Genomic DNA, 17,614 nt, shown 5'->3' on the forward strand with positions numbered 1-17,614 from the left:
TTATAGCACTCTAACTCCGTGGTTTACTGTTCGAACCATAAGTTCACTAGTTTTAGGATTGAATTCAATTGTACGACCGCTACTTCCACCTGTATCTTCGGCCTTCAATTCAATATTGAATCTCTTTAGCTCTTCTTTAACTGCTTCTGAGTTTCTAGGTCCAATTCTCATCATTTCACTGCCTGAAATAAATTGAAACATTTGGGCTCCTCCTGCTATTTTTGCTTTGAGTAACATTTGTTTTGCCCCTGCTTCAACAAGTAATTTAACTAATGCTTCAATCGCTGTATCAGCAAATTTCGCATGATTTAGTGTACCATTCTTGGCTAATGATGAATCTGGCAGCATGATGTGAGCTAATCCGCCTATTTCATGAATGGGATCATATAAAATGACACCAACACATGACCCGAGACCAGAGGTTCTAATAAGTCCGGGTGGTTTTACAATATTCATTTCGGCAATTCCTACTTTAATTATAGTGGAGATATGCACACTATTTATCATCAGAAACACCTAGTGCCCTAAAAATTATGGAAAAGGAATCTGGATCAGGCAAAAGAAAAAAATGTCCTTTCACACTGTCGTTTACAGGTTGATCTTCTTCTTGAAGGGCTGTATCAATCAATATTGCATAATCACTTACTGTAGAAAGTTCAATTAATCCATAGCTAATAATGGCACCAATCATATCAATACTAATAGCTGGTACAGAAGGATAAAGGTTTAGCCTTGTGAAATCCGAGAAAGATGATAGATAGGATCCAGATAAAATATTTCCTAACTCCTGTAAAGCAGAAAGTGCCATTTCTGGATGAGGCAGTTCCTTAAATGAAAATGTCGGATCATTTGTTAATTGCTGAATAAACCTTGAAGCTTGTTCAATTGAAAGAATAAAAAACATGCTTCCAGGGGCATCACCTTCTACTCGTAAAAAGACACTCGCCACAATTTTTTCAGAACCGCCGACTACTTCCATCATCTCATTAAAAGAAACAATCTTTACATCGGGTACCTTCATATCTATCTTCTTATTAAGCAGTTTAGAAAGAGCAGTTGCAGCATGTCCAGCTCCAATGTTTCCAACTTCTTTTAAAATATCTATATGAGTAGAGCTAAGACTCTTTATGAATGACATATTTTTACCTTTTACCTTCTAATTTCCAATTCATCAACGTTTAATACTGATTCTAAATTCAATAGAATCAATAGTCGTTTCCCTACTTTGATGACTCCCTTTAAGTAATCTGCCTCCACTACTCCCACAACTTTTGGAGGAGGTTCAATCGAATCATTTGAAATATCTAGAACATCGTTTGCAGCATCAACAATTAGTCCTACTTCCATATTTTCAAGTGTAACGATTATGATGCGTGTACTATCTGTGTAGTCAATTTCCTTAAGGCCAAAACGTATTCTCAAATCAATAATAGGTGTCACAACCCCTCTAAGGTTTAGTACACCTTTTACAAAACCAACCGACTTCGGAACGCGAGTAATATGTTGAACTTTTTCAATTGAGCGGACTTGCCCGACCGGTACTCCATACTCTTCTTCAGCAAGTTGAAAAACGATGACTTTTAAATCGTTAGCATTTTCTAGTGACATTTCGCTGATTCCTCCTCTCATCTATCTTATTAAGGCATTACAATCTACAATGAGTGCAACCTGTCCATCACCCAAAATGGTAGCACCTGAGATAGCAAAAACAGTTGTTAAGTAGTTTCCTAACGTTTTTAAAACGACTTCTTGTTGTCCGATAAAAGAATCTACTACAAGTCCTGCCATTTTGTCTCCTTTACGGACAATAATGACAGATAAAAACAGTCCTGCTTCTAAGACTTCTGGCACCTCAAATACATCACTTAGGTAAACGAGAGGAACAACCCTGCCTCTAAAATCAATTACCTTCTGATTGTGTGCATTTAATATATCCTCTTTTTTAATAATTGCGGTTTCAATTATTGATGAAAGTGGAATTGCAAATTTTTCTTTACCTAATTCTATTAGCATGACTGAAATAATGGATAGTGTAAGTGGAAGTTGGATAGAGAATGTTGTCCCTTTTCCTTGAACCGAATCAATCGAAATGGAACCGCCTAGAGATTCTATCGTGTTTTTCACCACATCTAGACCTACTCCACGTCCTGAAATATCTGAGATGGTTTCAGCAGTAGAGAACCCTGATGACATGATCAATTCAAAAACTTGTTTATCCGATAAGGTTGAAGCTATCTTTTCGGAAACAGCGCCTTTACTAATCGCTTTTCTCAAGACCTTTTCACGACTAATTCCGCCACCGTCATCTTCAATTTCAATAAACACGTGATTCCCGCTATGAAATGCTTTTAGCACAACAGTACCTTCTTCATTTTTCCCATTTCGTTTTCTTTCGTCTGGCATCTCCACACCATGGTCAATCGCATTTCTAAGTAAATGAACGAGCGGATCCCCTATTTCATCAATAACTGTTCGATCTAATTCAGTTTCTGCTCCAACTACAACTAGTTCTATTTTCTTCCCTAGGTCTCTCGCTAGCTGGCGAACCATTCTTGGAAAACGGTTAAATACGGTGTCAACTGGAACCATTCGCATGTTTAATATAATGTTTTGAAGATCCCCTGATATTCTAGACATTCTTTCTACTGTCTCTTGCAACTCAGAGTTTTTTAACTCTCCAGAAATTTGTTCTAAGCGACCTCTGTCAATAACTAGTTCTTCAAAAAGGTTCATTAAAACATCTAGTCGCTCGATATTCACTCTTATTGTCTTATTCCCAACGCTCTTCCCTTTAGAAGCCGCTTCCTTCTTCTCAGGACTTCCATCTATTGGCTCTTCAATTTGGACATTTTGAATAAAACTTGTCTCCGTCTCGATACTCTCAATTGCCTTTTTAGGAGTACCCATTGTCGAGAAATCGATCGCTTGTAAAGTCACACTCTCCACTTCAGAAACCTTCATTACCTTACTTTGAATCGCAGTTGAAGATTCCTTCGCAACTATAGTGACAGTAAATGTCTGATCAAATTTCTCCTCTTCAAGAATCTCGACTGAAGGGGTAGATTTAATGACTTCCCCTACCTGCTCTAAAATTCCGAATACCATAAATACTCTAGCAGCCTTTAATAGACAATCCTCTCGTAAAGAAACGGTTACTTCATAGCTTTCATACCCTTGTTCTTTAGATTGTTGAAGTACAGTAAGTTCAAACTCGTCATAATCTTGAGAATGAATTTGCGGAGTTGAAGTTACTTCTAGGTTTAGCTGGGCTAATGGTTTTGTGGATCTAGATTTACCAATTTTTTCTCCTTTCTCTATGGCAATCAGCTTTTCAACAACTTCTTTTACGTTTCTTTTTCCGTCTCCGCCATCAGCAATTGAGTGAACCATTGCTTCTAGGTCATCAACTGACTGAAACACAACATCCATTACTTCAGGAGTCACAGTAAGTTTCTCATTCCGAATACCGTCGAGAACATTTTCCATTTGATGTGTTAAACTTGCTAAATCTTCATACCCCATCGTCGCAGACATACCTTTTAACGTATGGGCAGATCTGAAGATTTCATTCACGATTGAAAGATCACCTGGATTTTTTTCCAAAACTAATAAATGATCATTCACTGCTTGTAGATGCTCTTTGCTCTCTTCAATAAAAATTTCCAAATATTGACTAAGATCCATAACTCCACACCCCTTACTTAAGTAGCTTTTTCATTATTTGTGTAGCGATTTCATCTAAATTTACGACTATATCCACCTTATTAGTTGCAATAGCCGATTTGGGCATACCGAATACAATGGATGTTTCCTCTGCTTCTGCCATACTCAAAACCTCACCAGTTGATTTCATTTCTTTTAGTCCATCTGTACCATCTGATCCCATCCCTGTCATAATGACAGCAATCTTAGCATATTCTGAAAGCTTGCTAACAGATTCAAATAATACATCCACTGCAGGTCGATGACCATTTCTAGGCGGTGATTGATCTAATTGAACAGCAATAGAGCTACCAATCTTTTTCACCTTTAAATGAAAACCTCCTGGAGCAATATAGGCAATTCCCTTTCTGAGAATTTCACCATCTTCTGCTTCCTTCACTTCGATTTGACATAAAGAATTTAATCGAACAGCTAACGACTTTGTAAAGCCTGGTGGCATATGTTGAACAATTAATAATGGGGCATCCATTTCTCTGGGTAGTCTTGTTAACACTTGCTGTAACGCCCTAGGACCACCCGTTGAAGTTCCTATACAAACAATTTTTTTATTTAAGTTGAATTTCTTATAAGAATATTCATTATTCTCTATTTTACTACATTCTTCGACATTCAGGATAGAAGTTTGTAAAATTGGTTCAAAACGTTGTAAATTAGCCTTTTTTACTTGGGCAGCATGAAATACCTTTTCTTTGATTTCTTCTTTAACTTTATGTAAATCAAGAGAAATAGCACCGGAAGGTTTCAAAATAAAATCTACAGCACCATATTGCATGGCTAAGATCGTGTTTTCTGCTCCTTCTTTCGTCGTACTAGAAAGCATAACCACAGGCAAAGGGTTAACCTTCATCATTTCTTTTAATGCTTCTATACCATTTAAAATCGGCATCTCTACATCAAGGGTAATAACATCAGGTTTTAGCTCTGTCACTTTCTGAATTGCATCTCTTCCATTCCTAGCAATCCCTACAACTTCAAACCTACTGTCTTCCAGAAGAAATCCTATAATTAGTTTTCTCATGAATGCTGAGTCATCTACAACAAGTACTTTTATCTTTCTCATGTATCATCCCTACCTTTCTGAGAAGTATTGGCGGAGCTTTGAGATGAAGGACAGAGACTTTTGTTTCTTAACTAGGCTGGTTCCTTTAGTATACCGTTCGGTTAAATCAAAGAGAGCAAGGCTAATTTTCGATTTTGGATCAAAAATTGAAAAAGGTGTTTGCCGACCAACTGCCTTATTAACAGAACGATCATCTGGCAAAAATCCGAGCTGAACGATCTCTTTTTGAAGAAACTGTTTTGTCACTTGGCTAAGTCTAGTAAGTGTATGAATCCCTTCATCTGGACTATGGGCACGATTGACGACTAGATAAAAATCTGCATCCTGCTCCCTTGTACATATGAATTTCATCATGGAATAGGCATCTGTAATGGAAGTAGGTTCTGGAGTTGTAATGACAAATATCTCATGAACAGAAAGCAGAAATTGAAGACTATCTTCGTTTATTCCAGCACCCATATCAAAGATAATGTACTCATACTCCTCAGAAAGGACTTCGATTTGATTTAATAAATAAGTTAGTTTTTCAGTATCGAATTTAAATAATGTAGAAAGCCCGGAACCTCCTGATATATAGTCGACTCCTTCAGGTCCTTGTTTAATAACGTCCTGAATCGACATATCAGGCTCAAAGATATCAATAAAGGTTCCCTTTGAAGATAGCCCCATTAATATGTCGATATTTCCCATTCCGATATCCATATCAAATAAGAGAACACTGTGACCTTTTCTTGATAGATTAATGGAGAAGTTTATAGAGAAGTTTGATTTGCCAACTCCTCCTTTGCCACTCACTATTGCAATTACTTTTGCTTCATTTTTGTGGATTTTCAGTAGTTTATGACGTAAGCTTTCAGCTTGGTCTCTCATTTTTTCTCTTCTCCAAGAAGTGTTTGGATAAGAATTTCAGGGGTTGCTTCAACTATATCATCTGGGACATTTTGACCTGTTGTTACATACGCTACTCCCTTTTTATGGGCTAACATTAGATTTAATATAGCCCCATATTGAGAAGTTTCATCAGCTTTAGTGAAAATAAATCGATGAATATCCACAATCGAAAATTGTTTGTAGATTTCATTCATATCTTTTATTTTTGCTGTTAATGAAAGTACTAAAAAGGTTTCCATTTCATCTGAAAAATTAATCACTTCATTTAAGTCTTCAACATACTGTTTGTTTCTAAAATTACGACCAGCCGTATCAATAAAAACTAGGTCAAAGGATGAAAAGTTCTCTTTTGCCTTCACAAAATCATCTAGGTTATAACAAACTTCAATTGGAACATCCAGTATTTTTGCATATGTTTTAAGCTGCTCAATCGCAGCAATTCTGTATGTATCTGTCGTTATAAATGCAACTTTTTTGTTGTGTTTTAGGACACAGTTTGCTGCCATTTTTGCAAGAGTTGTTGTTTTTCCAACACCCGTTGGGCCCACAACATTAATAAATTTCTTTTGAAATGATATTCCACCATGCTGAAACTGTTCAACCTTTTGAAACAATAGCTGACGAAGCCATCCTTCGATTTCACGCTCAGATGCCTTTGAATTATTTTTATACCAAAGCTCGACTAAACTTGACATAAGTTCAACTCTAATGGCTAGATCTACCTCTTGTTCCATCAATTTCATTTCCACCTTTTGAAGTTGTTCTGGATATAAGGTAGTTGAAATATGATGTTGGTTTGTCGATAAGTCTTTAAGTAATATTTTAAGCTCGTCTATCTCATTTTTTAGATTTGAGTCATTCCTTTCCATTGACTTATCTTCTATTTTTGAAATTGGTTTTGTCCATAATGTCTCGTTAACACTAGGCTGAATCGGGCGTGGTTTCTCTTTTTGAACAGGCTGCCTATCTAGAGGGGAGGGATCAAGGGCTGCAATTACCTCTATATTTTTTTTAGTAAAAAAACCAAATATCCCTCCTGTATGAATGACTTTAGAATTAAGAATAACGGCATCTTTGCCTAGTTCTGCTCTTATTTTCTTCATTGCTTCAGGCATAGTAGGTGCTACATATTTCTTTACCTTCATTCTATATTCACCACCCCAACACTTTGAACTTCAACATTTGCTTCTAACTCATTGTAAGAAAGAACAGGAACATTAGGTAAGTATCTTTCAATTAACTGCTTAGCATACATACGTACAGCTGGTGAGCATAGTAAGATCGATTGCTGTTCTTGCAGTGAAAGCTGTTCCACTTGGCTTGCGACAGATTGGATAATGTTTTGAGATACCGTAGGATCTAACGACAAGTAATTTCCGTGCTCGGTTTGTTGAACACCTTCTGCAATCGCCTTTTCCACTCTACCAGACAAGGTTACAACTCTTAATACTTCTCCCTCAATGGCAAATTGTGAGGTAATTTGTCTAGCTAATGCTTGTCTTACATACTCAGTAAGTAAATCCGTGTCGGTTGACATTTTCCCATAATCAGCTAACGTTTCAAAAATTACTGGTAAATTTCGAATGGATACTTTTTCTCTTAGTAGTTTACCCAATACTTTCTGAACATCTCCAATAGACAGTGGGTTTGGTGTTACTTCTTCTACTAAAATCGGGTAAGATTCTTTAATATGATCCACCAACTGTTTCGTTTCTTGTCTTCCCAATAATTCATGAGCATTCGATTTAAGAATTTCTGTAATATGAGTCGAAACAACAGACGGGGGATCAACTACTGTATAGCCAAACATTTCTGCTTGTTCTTTGACTTTATCCGTTATCCATTTTGCTGGAAGACCAAATGAAGGTTCGATTGTGTCGATTCCCTCAACTGAATCTTCATCCATACCAGGGCTCATTGCTAAGTAGTGATCAAGAAGCAACTCTCCTTTAGCCACTTCATTCCCCTTAATTTTCAAACGGTATTCATTAGGTTGAAGCTGAATATTGTCTCTTATCCGAACGACTGGTATAACAATACCTAGTTCAATTGCTAACTGTCGTCTAATCATAACAACTCGGTCCAGTAAATCTCCACCTTGGTTTGTATCAGCAAGAGGAATGAGTCCGTAACCAAATTCGAATTCTATCGGGTCCACGTTCAAAAGATTGACAACACTTTCAGGACTTTTCATTTCATCTGTTTCAATCTGTTCTTCAAGCTCCTCTAATTCATTTTCGCCAGGCTCTTTCACTCTACCGAGCATATATCCACCAAAAATCATAAACCCACCAATTGGAAGTGTTAAAAGGTCACTTAGTGGTGTAACTATTCCTAGAAGTATGATTGTCGCACCTGCTACATATAACATCTTTGGAAAAGCAAATAATTGAGTTGTAATATCTTGAGATAAATTACCTTTAGAAGCAGCACGTGTAACAATGATACCTGTTGCAGTCGAGATCATTAAGGCTGGCAATTGTGAGACTAATCCGTCACCTATTGATAGCACCATGAAGGTACTTGAGGCATCTCCAATGGTCATTCCCATTTGGACCACTCCGATAATAATACCAAAAATGATATTAATCATCGTGATAATAATCCCAGCAATGGCATCACCCTTTACGAACTTACTAGCTCCGTCCATCGCTCCATAAAAATCAGCTTCACCTGAAATTTTTTCCCGTCTCTCTGTTGCTTGTTTCTCAGATATTAGTCCTGCATTTAAGTCAGCATCAATTGCCATTTGTTTACCTGGCATTGCATCTAAAGTAAATCTTGCCGCTACCTCTGACACACGTTCGGACCCTTTTGTAATAACCATAAATTGTATAATAACTAATATAATGAACACAACTAATCCAACTAGTTCATTTCCACCAATAACAAAGTTTCCGAAGGTATGTACAACATTCCCTGCATCCCCTGTACTAAGAATAGATCTAGTTGTTGAGACATTTAATCCTAGACGGAATAATGTCAAGATTAGTAAGAGAGAAGGAAAAACCGATAATTGCAGTGGTTCTGTCATATTCATAGATGTCAATAACACAATTAGTGCAAGAGATAAATTAATCATGATTAATATATCCAGTAATAGGGGCGGAAAAGGAATAATAAGCATTACGATGATTAATAAAACACCAATTATTACTGGAAAGTCTCTTGCCTTCATTCTCAACACTCCTTACTTCTGTGATTCCATCTTTTGATTTAGACGATAAATATAAGCCAAAATCTCGGCAATTGCCTTAAAAAATTCTTCTGGCACAGCATCCCCTATTTCAGTTTGCTCATAAAGAGCTCTCGCTAAAGGTCGATTTTCAATTGTTGGTATTTCATGATTGGTTGCAATAGAACGAATTTTCAAGGCAATATAATCCACTCCGCTTGCGACAATGTAGGGTGCATCCATTTTAGTATCATCATATTTTAATGCAATGGCATAATGAGTAGGATTTGTTATAACCACATCTGCCTTTGGAACCTCTTGCATCATCCGTTGCATGGCCATCTCACGTTGCTTTTGTTTGATTTTTGATTTTATTAAGGGGTCACCCTCCGTGTTCTTATATTCGTCTTTTATATCCTGTATAGACATTCGTATATTCTTTTCAAAGTCGAATTTTTGATAAGTATAATCAAAAAGAGCAAGAACGAGTAAGACAATGGTCGATGCAAACCCCATTTTCAATACCAAACTCGATAAAAACACCAGTGCTTCGTCTACACTCACTTGAGAGAGACGCAGGACACCGTCCCAATCCGACCAAAGAACACCAAAGGCAACCAGCCCAATAAACGATATTTTCATGGTTGATTTTAACAATTCTACAATTGCACGTAGTGAGTAGATGTTCTTTGCACCTTTTATTGGATCCAACTTCTCGAGTTTGAATTGAATAGCTTCTGTAGAAAACAGGAACCCGACCTGAAGATAGTTAGCGATTATTCCTCCTAGCATAGCCACTAGCATGACAGGCATCAAAATCAGTACGATTTCTGGGAGGAGATCTGACAAAATACTAAAAGCAGTTTGTTCAGTAAGTTCCATCAGCATATAATCCTCAAAACTATGGACAAACAAGTCGATCATTCCGTCAAGCATCATTCCACCGCTAAACCAAAAAAAAAGGAAAACAAATAGGAGTAGGATGGCCGTATTGACATCCTGACTTTTCGCTACCTGCCCCTTTTTCCTTGATTCTTGCCTTTTCTTTGGAGTTGCCTTTTCTGTTTTCTCACCTGCAAAGAACTGAAGGTTTAGCGAATAACGATACAAATTATGCCCCTCCTATAAGATGCATAAGTGCTCTCATTGCATAAAGAGCTTGCTCGAATAAATTTTCCACAAGCTTAATAAAAATAGACATCATCACCACAAGCATGATTAAGCCTGAAATCACTTTAAGCGGCATACCAACAACAAATATATTCAATTGTGGCACCGTTCTAGCTATAATTCCTAATGCAATGTCTACTAAAAACAAAGAACCTACAATAGGAAGAGACATTTGAAAAGCGATGACAAACATTGAGTTAAAGGTAGTGATTAAATGATTTAGCATTTCTTCATCACCAAACGGAACCCATAATTGATCGAGAGGTATCGTTTGGTAGCTATAAAATATACCATCTATTAAAAGATGATGCCCATTTACTGAAAGTAGAAAGAGTAAGGATACGATATATAAGAACTGTCCCATTAGAGGAGACTGAGCACCCGTTTGGGGGTCTACAACGTTTGCAATAGCAAACCCCATTTGGAAATCGATTAATCCTCCAGCAAGTTGAATAGCAGCTAACACAATAAAGGCAATTAACCCTATCATTAAACCTACTAGTATCTCTTTAATTATCAGCAGTATATAAAATCCATCAAATTGGATGGAAGGGATCTCGACGGTATAAAACATGATCCATGACAAAAAAACAGCTAAACCAACTTTGTGAGTATTAGGAATAGTACGGTAAGAAAAAATAGGAACGGTTACGAAGAATGCACTTATTCTGACTAGTATAAGCAAGTATCCTGAAATCTTAACTACAAATTCATCCATACGCTAACCCACATACTTATGAAGATTATTAAAAATTTCGTATGTAAAACTGATCATCCTTGATAACATCCAAGGCCCGAAAAAGACGATCCCTACAAAAACTGCCACTATTTTTGGTATGAATGCTAATGTTTGTTCCTGAATTTGTGTCGTTGCTTGAAAAATACTAACGAGCAAACCAACCCCAAGCGCAAGTAATAGTAAAGGTCCACTTATCATTAAAACAGTATATATAGCTTGTTCAGCTAATTTGATGACGAATTCTGAGCTCAAAATGAATCACTTCCTAAACTAAAAACTGATAAGTAGAGACTTGACTATTAAATACCAACCATCAACTAATACGAATAGAAGAATTTTAAAGGGTAACGAAATCATAACAGGTGGTAGCATCATCATACCCATTGACATTAGTACGCTTGCGACAATCATATCAATGACTAGGAAAGGAATGAATATCATAAAGCCAATTTGAAAGGCTGTTTTCAATTCACTAATAGCAAATGCTGGTACTAAGGCGGTTAGTGGTATATCTTCTACTGTTTCTGGCCTTTCTATTCCCAAGTATCCTAAAAATAAGGCCAAGTCCTTTTGGCGAGTATGTTTACTCATGAACTCTTTCATTGGCAAGGACGCTCTCGTATAGGCTTCTTCTAGACCAATTTCTTCATTAAAGAGAGGGGTCAATGCTGTCTCATTAACCTCAGAGAATATGGGTGACATAATAAAGAAAGTCATAAACAAAGCTAGTCCAACTATAACCTGGTTTGGCGGCATTTGTTGTGTACCTAGTGAGGTACGTACAAAGGACAATACAATCAGGATTCTTGTAAAGCTAGTCATTAATACAAGGATACTAGGAGCAATAGAAAGAACAGTTAATATGAGTAATAATTTAACAGATGTTGACACATTTTCAGGGTCATTCGTATTAAAAAACTCCATAAACTCATTCATTGTTCTTTTTTCCTTTCTGGTCTAGCTCTTCTAACAGCTTCTTTCTCCCCTTAGAAAGGTCTGACAAATGACTGGCTAATATCGATTTAAAATTATCTTGTGATTTATTTTCTTTCTTTCTATAATCTTTAGCTAGTTCAAACAGTTTAGTGAAAATAGCTGATGGCTGGAGCATTTGTTGTACATCGTTTTGCTGTTGAGAGATAATTTGTCGAACTTCTTCTTCTGAATCAATTTCTATTAATAATTGGATATTCTCACCTACACCAACTACTAGAATTCTATTTCCAATTTTAACAAGTTGGACGGATCGATTTCCTCCTAGGCTTGTTCCACCTAAATTCATCATGTTCTTGGTAAGACCATACGTTTGGTTTTTCTTTTTAATAAACCTAAGTGTAACAAATAGGAGCATTAATACTAGAAATAAAGCAAACAACAGGTTAAAGAAGTCAGTAAAGCCAAATTGACGCTTAATTGGTTCGACCTCTTCCTCTTCTAGTGGAAAAGACTCATCTGTTGGACTCTTAGTATCATCTTCAGTAGTTTTATCTTTTTCAATAAAGTCTGCAACACTTGCTTTATCAGTTGTTTTCGCTTGAACAGTCAAATGTTCAAGCGGTAGTATATGAAAAACCACTAAAGTTATGAGAATAATTTTTATATAGCGTAGCAATTGCTGCCACCTCTCCTAGGTTAGGCTAAAGTTTTTCCGATTGCTTCAAGTACACGGTCTGCTTGGAAAGGTTTTACAATAAAATCTTTTGCTCCCGCTTGAATAGCATCGATAACCATAGCTTGTTGCCCCATTGCTGAACACATAATAACCTTAGCATTTGGATTAATCTTTTTTATTTCTTTTAGTGCAGTAATTCCATCCATCTCAGGCATAGTAATATCCATTGTCACTAAATCAGGTTTGTGCTCTTTATACTGTTCAACCGCTTGTGCTCCGTCTGCTGCCTCTCCAACTACTATATATCCATTTTTTGAAAGGATATCCTTTATCATCATTCTCATAAATGCTGCATCATCAACAATTAATATTTTGTGTGCCATAATTACTCCTAACCCCCTGTTAATTATCTTAATTTCATTATTCGATCGCTTTGACTTAAGATGTCGGTAACACGAACACCAAAGTTTTCATCAATTACAACTACTTCACCTTTTGCAACAAGCTTGTTGTTCACTAATATATCCACAGGTTCTCCTGCTAGCTTATCTAGCTCTAATATAGAACCAGATGAAAGTTCTAATATTTCCTTCACAGATCTTCTCGTTCTTCCTAGCTCAACAGTTACTTGGAGAGGAATATCTAGTAGCATATCAAGATTTTTTGATTCTGACCCAACTAAAGTTGTCTGTTCAAATGTAGAGAAGGCAGCTGGTTGAACGGTAGGTTGATAACCTGTTGGAACTTGATGTGAATACCCAATATGCTGTTGCTGTTGCTGTTGCTGTTGCTGTTGCTGTTGAGCAGATGCTTGATATTGTGGCTGATAAACATCTTGCTGTTGATATTGAACAGCAGATGGTTGTTGCACCTGTTGTTGCTGTACCTGGTTGAATACCTCTTGTTGCCGTTGAACTTGTGACTCATTCATTATAGGTGCTTGTCCTAAATGTGTCGGTTGTTCAGTATAAGCCGGTACAGTAATGCTAGGAGCTGGTGTGGGAGTCTGTCCTGGATTTAATAATTCGTCCACCAAACTCTTTGCAAATGCAAGAGGCAGTAACTGCATAATGCTTGAGTCTATCAAGTCCCCGATTTTCAATCTAAATGCAACTTGGACTAAATAATCATGATTGGGAATTGATTTTGGATCGTCTCCCTCTTTTAAGTCCATAAGTTCAATACTTGGTGGTGATATATCTACCTTCTTATTAAATAAAGTAGACATGGATGTAGCAGATGTTCCCATCATTTGATTCATTGCTTCTTGAACAGCACTTAATTGGATTTCACCTAACAAATCCTGTGGATTTTTGCCATCTCCTCCAAGCATCAAATCAGCAATGATCGCAGCATCAGTAGATTTAATGACCAACACATTGGTCCCTGTGAATCCGGTCGTGTAACTCACTTGAATTGCCACATATGGCTGTGAAAACTCGTCCGCTAATTCATGTCTAGCGATGACCGTGACTGTTGGAGTTGTAATATCCACCTTCTGATTCAATAGTGTGGATAAGGCCGTAGCAGAGCTACCGAAGGATATGTTTCCAATTTCCCCTAAAGCATCTTTTTCCATGGGACTGAGCTTAGTATCAAAAGGGGGTTTCTCTTCGCTTGGGCTATCAAGAACGCTATCGTCACTACCCCTTAAAAGAGCATCGATTTCATCTTGTGATAGCATATCATTACTCATCATCAGTATATCCCCCCTTAATTTGATCTATTATTTGAATAGCTATTTTCTTGTTTACTTTACCAGGCTGACCTAAGAATTTCGGTTCATTTCCAACACTTAAGGTGATTGGTTTATCAATACTTTGGTCTAATTGAATCACATCTCCAAGACCTAATTGTAAAAACTCATGAATGGATATCTCTGATGTACCAAGTTGAGCGATAACCGGCAAGTTCGCAGATCTAATTCTTTTTTCAAGTAATGCTACTTCCTCTGGTTCTCTTTCCTTTTTAGCTGTTTGCATCCAATAGTGAACGGACAGTTTAGGGATGATAGGTTCCAGCACTACATGAGGGATACAAATATTAATCATTCCGCTAGTATCACCAATTTGTGTATTTAAAGAGATAACAACTACTGTGTCATTTGGAGAAACCATCTGCAGGAACTGAGGATTGACCTCAAACTCTGTTAGTATTGGATCAATATCTGCAATTGTAGCCCAAGCCTCACGTAAATTATCGACTGCTTGCTCAAACAATTGTGACATGATTTTGGTTTCAATTTCTGTTAAATTTTCCACCTTATTAATGCTAGCACCACGGCCACCAAGTACTCGATCTAACATCGTGTAGGCGATTGTTGGATTAATCTCAATAATTAGCCTACCATCTAGTGGGGGAACTTCAAAAACAGTTAAAATAGTCATCTTCGGTATGGATCTTACAAATTCTTCATATGGTATTTGGTCGGCAGATGCGACAGATATTTGAACATAGGTTCTTAATTTAGCAGAGAAGAAAGTAGTTAATAATCGTGCAAAGTTTTCATGGATTCTCGTTAAGCTCCGTATTTGGTCTTTTGAAAATCGGAGGGCTCTTTTAAAATCATACGATTTCACTTTTTTAACTGAATCTTCTTTTTTTAGTTCATCTGCGTTCATTTCCCCTGTTGAGAGTGCGGAGAGTAAGGCATCTATTTCATTTTGTGATAAAACTTCTCCTGACAAAAAGCTTCACCTCCCCTAAACCTTTTCAAATTGTGATTCATTATTGTAAAACAAAGGCCGTGGTGTATACTCTCACAACTTTTCCTTCATGCATAAGTTCATTTACTTGATCTTTTAATATAGTTTCTAGATTGGCAATTCCCTCTTTACCTTGGAACTGCTCTGAATTCATTTCAGATAGTTCTTGGATAAGTATGTTTCGAACTTGGAAATCTCGCTTCTCTAATTCTTCTTTTGCCTCAATGCTTTCAGTTTGAATTTTAAATTGAATTCTAACGAAGTCACCACTAATTAGGTTTGTCGTAATTTCTGGTACATCCACAGAGTATTCAACAATTTCATCAATTGTTGGCTCTTTGACTTCTTCAACCTTATCTGAACCAGTAAATTTTAAAACGACGACTAAAGCGATAGCACCTAATAATGAAATGGTTGTTATGATAATTAGAACTGTGACTAATAATTTATTGTTCTTCACAATTTTGAATCCCCCATATCAGTTTTTAAGCTTAATTATCGAAATTTGACGAAAAAAATCTGTTACTAAAAGAATAACATCATCTTCCGACTCTCGCACGACAATTTTTTTTCCATTGGTTAACGTAATTGTTGTGTCTGGAAATGATTGTATTTGTTCTATGTACACAGCATTAAGTGTAAATAAACTTCCGTTTAATCGAGTCAGTTTGACCATAATGTGTGGGGGCTTAAGGTGATCTTAAGCCCCCCACCTCCTTACTTATCTCTTTAAGTTAATGAGCTCCTGCAAAATTTCATCTGAAGTCGTAATAATACGAGTGTTTGCTTGGAAACCACGTTGAGCTGTAATCATTTCGGTGAATTCCTCAGAAAGGTCAACGTTTGACATTTCTAAAGTACCCGCAACGATAGAACCCGTTCCTTGTTCACCTGGATTGCTAATTGTAGCTACTCCAGAATTGGAAGATTCTTTGAAAAGGTTACCACCAGCTTTTTCAAGCCCTCCACTGTTTGGGAATTTTGCAACTTGAAGCTGACCAGCGACTTGCAGGTTTCCGTCTCCATCTACATAGTTTACAGTGCCATCTGTACTTATACTGAAACTTTTAGCAGATGTAGGGATTTTTATAAGTCCTTCTGAAGCACTTACAGCAGTTTTAACAGGATCGGTTCCAGTAGCAGCAGTTACATCTACTCCAAAACCAATTGCATATAGACCATCACCAGTAACAACATAACCATCTTTATCCATATAGAAATTTCCAGCACGAGTGTAATTCATATCTCCATCAAAACCTGTAGCAGCAAATTTATCAGCAGCAGGAATTCCATTTTTCAATGTTCCAACCATAAAAAATCCATCACCTGAAAGTGCCATGTCTAAAGATCGACCAGTTGTTTGTAAGGAACCTTGAGTATGGACTGAATCAATCGAACCAAGCTGAGATCCAAGACCTACTTGCTTAGGATTTACACCACCACGTGTTTGTGTAGAAGCACTTGCCCCCACAATCTGCTGATTTACTAGGTCTTTAAACATTACTCTTCCCTTTTTGAACCCATAAGTATTAACATTAGAAATATTATTTCCAATTACATCTAGCTTAGTTTGAAAATTTTTCATACCGGAGATACCGGAATACATTGAACGTAACATTTATTTGTTCCCCTCTCATTATCCTTCGTTTTTGGTGGTTGCTTCAATCAATCCACAACCAAGGCTTCCTTAATCGGTCCAGCCTAAATTATAATTGTCCCATTTATGTTCGTGAATATTTGTGAATTGGCTTCATCACGACCCATTGCGGTAATGACTGTATTATTTTTCGTATTCACAATGAGTGCCGCTTGATCCATGACAACAAGAGAATCAATAATCCCTTTATCTTTTGCTTCAATCATTTTTTCTTGCAACTTGGTCCAGCTATCCTCAGCTATTTCTATTTTTCGTTCTGCAAGACGTTGTTGAGCATGCTTACTAATCTTAAGAACAACAGCTTCATGAAGGACATCCTTAAAGTTTACTGTCGGTTCAGGAGCTTGGTACATACTCTTATTTTGTAAAGAAAGTGGATGGTGACTAAGCTGATGTATCCGATGATCCATTATTTTCACTCCCATCTTCAGTAGAAGAAGGATCCGTTACTTTTGAAAAGGCTAGAGATGAAATGGTTGATCCGTCTTTCATTTCTAAATAGATTTCAGAACCTCTTTGATAAATGGATTTTACGATTCCTTGTTTTACTTCAACTACTTCATTTCCCTCTTCGTCAACTGTTTTGTTTGCCCATTCTACTTGTTTACCTATCATTTCACTGTATTTCAAAATGTTATCTGCACTTTGACTTGAAATAAATTGCTCCAGCATCTTATTCATGTTTGTCATTTGCTCAAGTGACGTAAATGTTGCCATTTGTGCGATAAAATCCTTATCCTGCATTGGATTCATAGGATCTTGATTTTGAAGTTGAGTCATTAATATTTTTAAAAAGTCATCTTTACCTAAAACATCACCCTTACTAATTCTTTCAGGCTGTTTTGTTAAATATAAACTGGGATCCATTTTAATGGACATAGT

21 protein-coding genes are annotated in these 17,614 nt (G+C 36.9%); all 21 read right to left on the minus strand.

The genetic code is table 11. The features are described from left to right. Positions 1 to 507, minus strand: a complete 507-nt coding sequence (locus tag ACOI1C_RS01230) for a chemotaxis protein CheD (RefSeq protein ID WP_422507171.1) — start codon at positions 505 to 507, stop codon at positions 1 to 3. Beyond that, positions 497 to 1,138: a chemotaxis protein CheC gene (locus ACOI1C_RS01235; protein WP_422507173.1), complete on the minus strand. Its 642-nt coding sequence runs from the start codon at positions 1,136 to 1,138 to the stop codon at positions 497 to 499. Before ACOI1C_RS01235 ends, ACOI1C_RS01230 begins: the two co-directional genes overlap by 11 nt. A gap of 11 nt (positions 1,139 to 1,149) precedes the next feature. Next, the gene (locus tag ACOI1C_RS01240) at positions 1,150 to 1,608 is read right to left on the minus strand and encodes a chemotaxis protein CheW (protein WP_422507175.1); all 459 of its coding nucleotides are present in this window, start codon (positions 1,606 to 1,608) and stop codon (positions 1,150 to 1,152) included. Positions 1,609 to 1,629: 21 nt separating this feature from the next. Next, positions 1,630 to 3,684, minus strand: coding sequence for a chemotaxis protein CheA (locus tag ACOI1C_RS01245; RefSeq protein ID WP_422507177.1), 2,055 nt, complete (start codon positions 3,682 to 3,684; stop codon positions 1,630 to 1,632). Between the two features lie 13 nt (positions 3,685 to 3,697). Further along, positions 3,698 to 4,783 (minus strand): protein-glutamate methylesterase/protein-glutamine glutaminase, encoded by a 1,086-nt coding sequence (locus ACOI1C_RS01250; RefSeq protein ID WP_422507179.1) that lies wholly within the window; start codon positions 4,781 to 4,783, stop codon positions 3,698 to 3,700. A gap of 9 nt (positions 4,784 to 4,792) precedes the next feature. Next, the gene (locus tag ACOI1C_RS01255; RefSeq protein WP_422507181.1) at positions 4,793 to 5,653 is read right to left on the minus strand and encodes a MinD/ParA family protein; all 861 of its coding nucleotides are present in this window, start codon (positions 5,651 to 5,653) and stop codon (positions 4,793 to 4,795) included. Further along, complete coding sequence (gene flhF / locus ACOI1C_RS01260) at positions 5,650 to 6,819, minus strand: flagellar biosynthesis protein FlhF (RefSeq protein ID WP_422507183.1); 1,170 nt, start codon at positions 6,817 to 6,819, stop codon at positions 5,650 to 5,652. The genes ACOI1C_RS01255 and flhF overlap by 4 nt, the downstream gene beginning before the upstream one ends. Then, positions 6,816 to 8,852, minus strand: a complete 2,037-nt coding sequence (gene flhA / locus ACOI1C_RS01265; RefSeq protein ID WP_422507185.1) for a flagellar biosynthesis protein FlhA — start codon at positions 8,850 to 8,852, stop codon at positions 6,816 to 6,818. Before flhA ends, flhF begins: the two co-directional genes overlap by 4 nt. A gap of 12 nt (positions 8,853 to 8,864) precedes the next feature. Continuing rightward, entirely contained in the window at positions 8,865 to 9,959 is a 1,095-nt protein-coding gene (gene flhB / locus ACOI1C_RS01270; protein WP_422507187.1) for a flagellar biosynthesis protein FlhB, read from the minus strand. Position 9,960: 1 nt separating this feature from the next. After that, positions 9,961 to 10,737 (minus strand): flagellar biosynthetic protein FliR, encoded by a 777-nt coding sequence (fliR, locus tag ACOI1C_RS01275; protein WP_422507189.1) that lies wholly within the window; start codon positions 10,735 to 10,737, stop codon positions 9,961 to 9,963. Positions 10,738 to 10,740: 3 nt separating this feature from the next. Next, the gene (gene fliQ / locus ACOI1C_RS01280; protein ID WP_422507191.1) at positions 10,741 to 11,010 is read right to left on the minus strand and encodes a flagellar biosynthesis protein FliQ; all 270 of its coding nucleotides are present in this window, start codon (positions 11,008 to 11,010) and stop codon (positions 10,741 to 10,743) included. An 18-nt stretch (positions 11,011 to 11,028) separates the two neighbouring features. Next, positions 11,029 to 11,694 (minus strand): flagellar type III secretion system pore protein FliP, encoded by a 666-nt coding sequence (fliP, locus tag ACOI1C_RS01285; RefSeq protein WP_422507193.1) that lies wholly within the window; start codon positions 11,692 to 11,694, stop codon positions 11,029 to 11,031. Then, positions 11,687 to 12,370 carry a flagellar biosynthetic protein FliO gene (locus ACOI1C_RS01290; RefSeq protein WP_422507195.1) on the minus strand — a complete coding sequence of 228 codons (684 nt, stop codon included), beginning with the start codon at positions 12,368 to 12,370 and terminating at the stop codon, positions 11,687 to 11,689. The genes fliP and ACOI1C_RS01290 overlap by 8 nt, the downstream gene beginning before the upstream one ends. A 20-nt stretch (positions 12,371 to 12,390) precedes the next feature. After that, complete coding sequence (locus ACOI1C_RS01295; RefSeq protein ID WP_422507197.1) at positions 12,391 to 12,753, minus strand: response regulator; 363 nt, start codon at positions 12,751 to 12,753, stop codon at positions 12,391 to 12,393. Positions 12,754 to 12,776: 23 nt separating this feature from the next. Further along, positions 12,777 to 14,069, minus strand: a complete 1,293-nt coding sequence (gene fliY / locus ACOI1C_RS01300) for a flagellar motor switch phosphatase FliY (protein WP_422507199.1) — start codon at positions 14,067 to 14,069, stop codon at positions 12,777 to 12,779. Beyond that, positions 14,059 to 15,057 carry a flagellar motor switch protein FliM gene (gene fliM, locus ACOI1C_RS01305; RefSeq protein ID WP_422507201.1) on the minus strand — a complete coding sequence of 333 codons (999 nt, stop codon included), beginning with the start codon at positions 15,055 to 15,057 and terminating at the stop codon, positions 14,059 to 14,061. Before fliM ends, fliY begins: the two co-directional genes overlap by 11 nt. Positions 15,058 to 15,097: 40 nt before the next feature. After that, the gene (gene fliL / locus ACOI1C_RS01310; protein WP_422507203.1) at positions 15,098 to 15,535 is read right to left on the minus strand and encodes a flagellar basal body-associated protein FliL; all 438 of its coding nucleotides are present in this window, start codon (positions 15,533 to 15,535) and stop codon (positions 15,098 to 15,100) included. A gap of 18 nt (positions 15,536 to 15,553) precedes the next feature. After that, complete coding sequence (locus ACOI1C_RS01315) at positions 15,554 to 15,751, minus strand: flagellar FlbD family protein (protein WP_422507205.1); 198 nt, start codon at positions 15,749 to 15,751, stop codon at positions 15,554 to 15,556. A gap of 45 nt (positions 15,752 to 15,796) precedes the next feature. Then, a complete protein-coding gene (gene flgG, locus ACOI1C_RS01320; protein WP_422507207.1) occupies positions 15,797 to 16,693 on the minus strand; it encodes a flagellar basal body rod protein FlgG in 897 nt (298 codons plus the stop codon). A gap of 83 nt (positions 16,694 to 16,776) precedes the next feature. Continuing rightward, positions 16,777 to 17,142 carry a TIGR02530 family flagellar biosynthesis protein gene (locus tag ACOI1C_RS01325; RefSeq protein WP_422507209.1) on the minus strand — a complete coding sequence of 122 codons (366 nt, stop codon included), beginning with the start codon at positions 17,140 to 17,142 and terminating at the stop codon, positions 16,777 to 16,779. After that, a complete protein-coding gene (flgD, locus tag ACOI1C_RS01330; RefSeq protein ID WP_422507211.1) occupies positions 17,117 to 17,611 on the minus strand; it encodes a flagellar hook assembly protein FlgD in 495 nt (164 codons plus the stop codon). Before flgD ends, ACOI1C_RS01325 begins: the two co-directional genes overlap by 26 nt. Positions 17,612 to 17,614: the final 3 nt, after the last annotated feature.

This window comes from Bacillus sp. DJP31 (assembly GCF_049310945.1).
In the GTDB taxonomy this organism is placed as follows: Bacteria; Bacillota; Bacilli; order Bacillales; family SA4; genus Bacillus_BS.

Bases quoted from the DNA above. Each gene is read 5' to 3' on its own strand.
- fliP (WP_422507193.1), bottom strand. From the start codon at position 11,694: ATGAATGAGTTTATGGAGTTTTTTAATACGAATGACCCTGAAAATGTG.
- fliR (WP_422507189.1), bottom strand. From the start codon at position 10,737: ATGGATGAATTTGTAGTTAAGATTTCAGGATACTTGCTTATACTAGTC.
- ACOI1C_RS01295 (WP_422507197.1), bottom strand. From the start codon at position 12,753: ATGGCACACAAAATATTAATTGTTGATGATGCAGCATTTATGAGAATG.
- ACOI1C_RS01235 (WP_422507173.1), bottom strand. From the start codon at position 1,138: ATGTCATTCATAAAGAGTCTTAGCTCTACTCATATAGATATTTTAAAA.
- ACOI1C_RS01245 (WP_422507177.1), bottom strand. From the start codon at position 3,684: ATGGATCTTAGTCAATATTTGGAAATTTTTATTGAAGAGAGCAAAGAG.
- ACOI1C_RS01255 (WP_422507181.1), bottom strand. From the start codon at position 5,653: ATGAGAGACCAAGCTGAAAGCTTACGTCATAAACTACTGAAAATCCAC.
- ACOI1C_RS01250 (WP_422507179.1), bottom strand. From the start codon at position 4,783: ATGAGAAAGATAAAAGTACTTGTTGTAGATGACTCAGCATTCATGAGA.
- flhF (WP_422507183.1), bottom strand. From the start codon at position 6,819: ATGAAGGTAAAGAAATATGTAGCACCTACTATGCCTGAAGCAATGAAG.
- flgG (WP_422507207.1), bottom strand. From the start codon at position 16,693: ATGTTACGTTCAATGTATTCCGGTATCTCCGGTATGAAAAATTTTCAA.
- ACOI1C_RS01240 (WP_422507175.1), bottom strand. From the start codon at position 1,608: ATGTCACTAGAAAATGCTAACGATTTAAAAGTCATCGTTTTTCAACTT.
- ACOI1C_RS01230 (WP_422507171.1), bottom strand. From the start codon at position 507: ATGATAAATAGTGTGCATATCTCCACTATAATTAAAGTAGGAATTGCC.
- ACOI1C_RS01315 (WP_422507205.1), bottom strand. From the start codon at position 15,751: ATGGTCAAACTGACTCGATTAAACGGAAGTTTATTTACACTTAATGCT.
- flgD (WP_422507211.1), bottom strand. From the start codon at position 17,611: ATGTCCATTAAAATGGATCCCAGTTTATATTTAACAAAACAGCCTGAA.
- fliY (WP_422507199.1), bottom strand. From the start codon at position 14,069: ATGATGAGTAATGATATGCTATCACAAGATGAAATCGATGCTCTTTTA.
- flhA (WP_422507185.1), bottom strand. From the start codon at position 8,852: ATGAAGGCAAGAGACTTTCCAGTAATAATTGGTGTTTTATTAATCATC.
- ACOI1C_RS01325 (WP_422507209.1), bottom strand. From the start codon at position 17,142: ATGGATCATCGGATACATCAGCTTAGTCACCATCCACTTTCTTTACAA.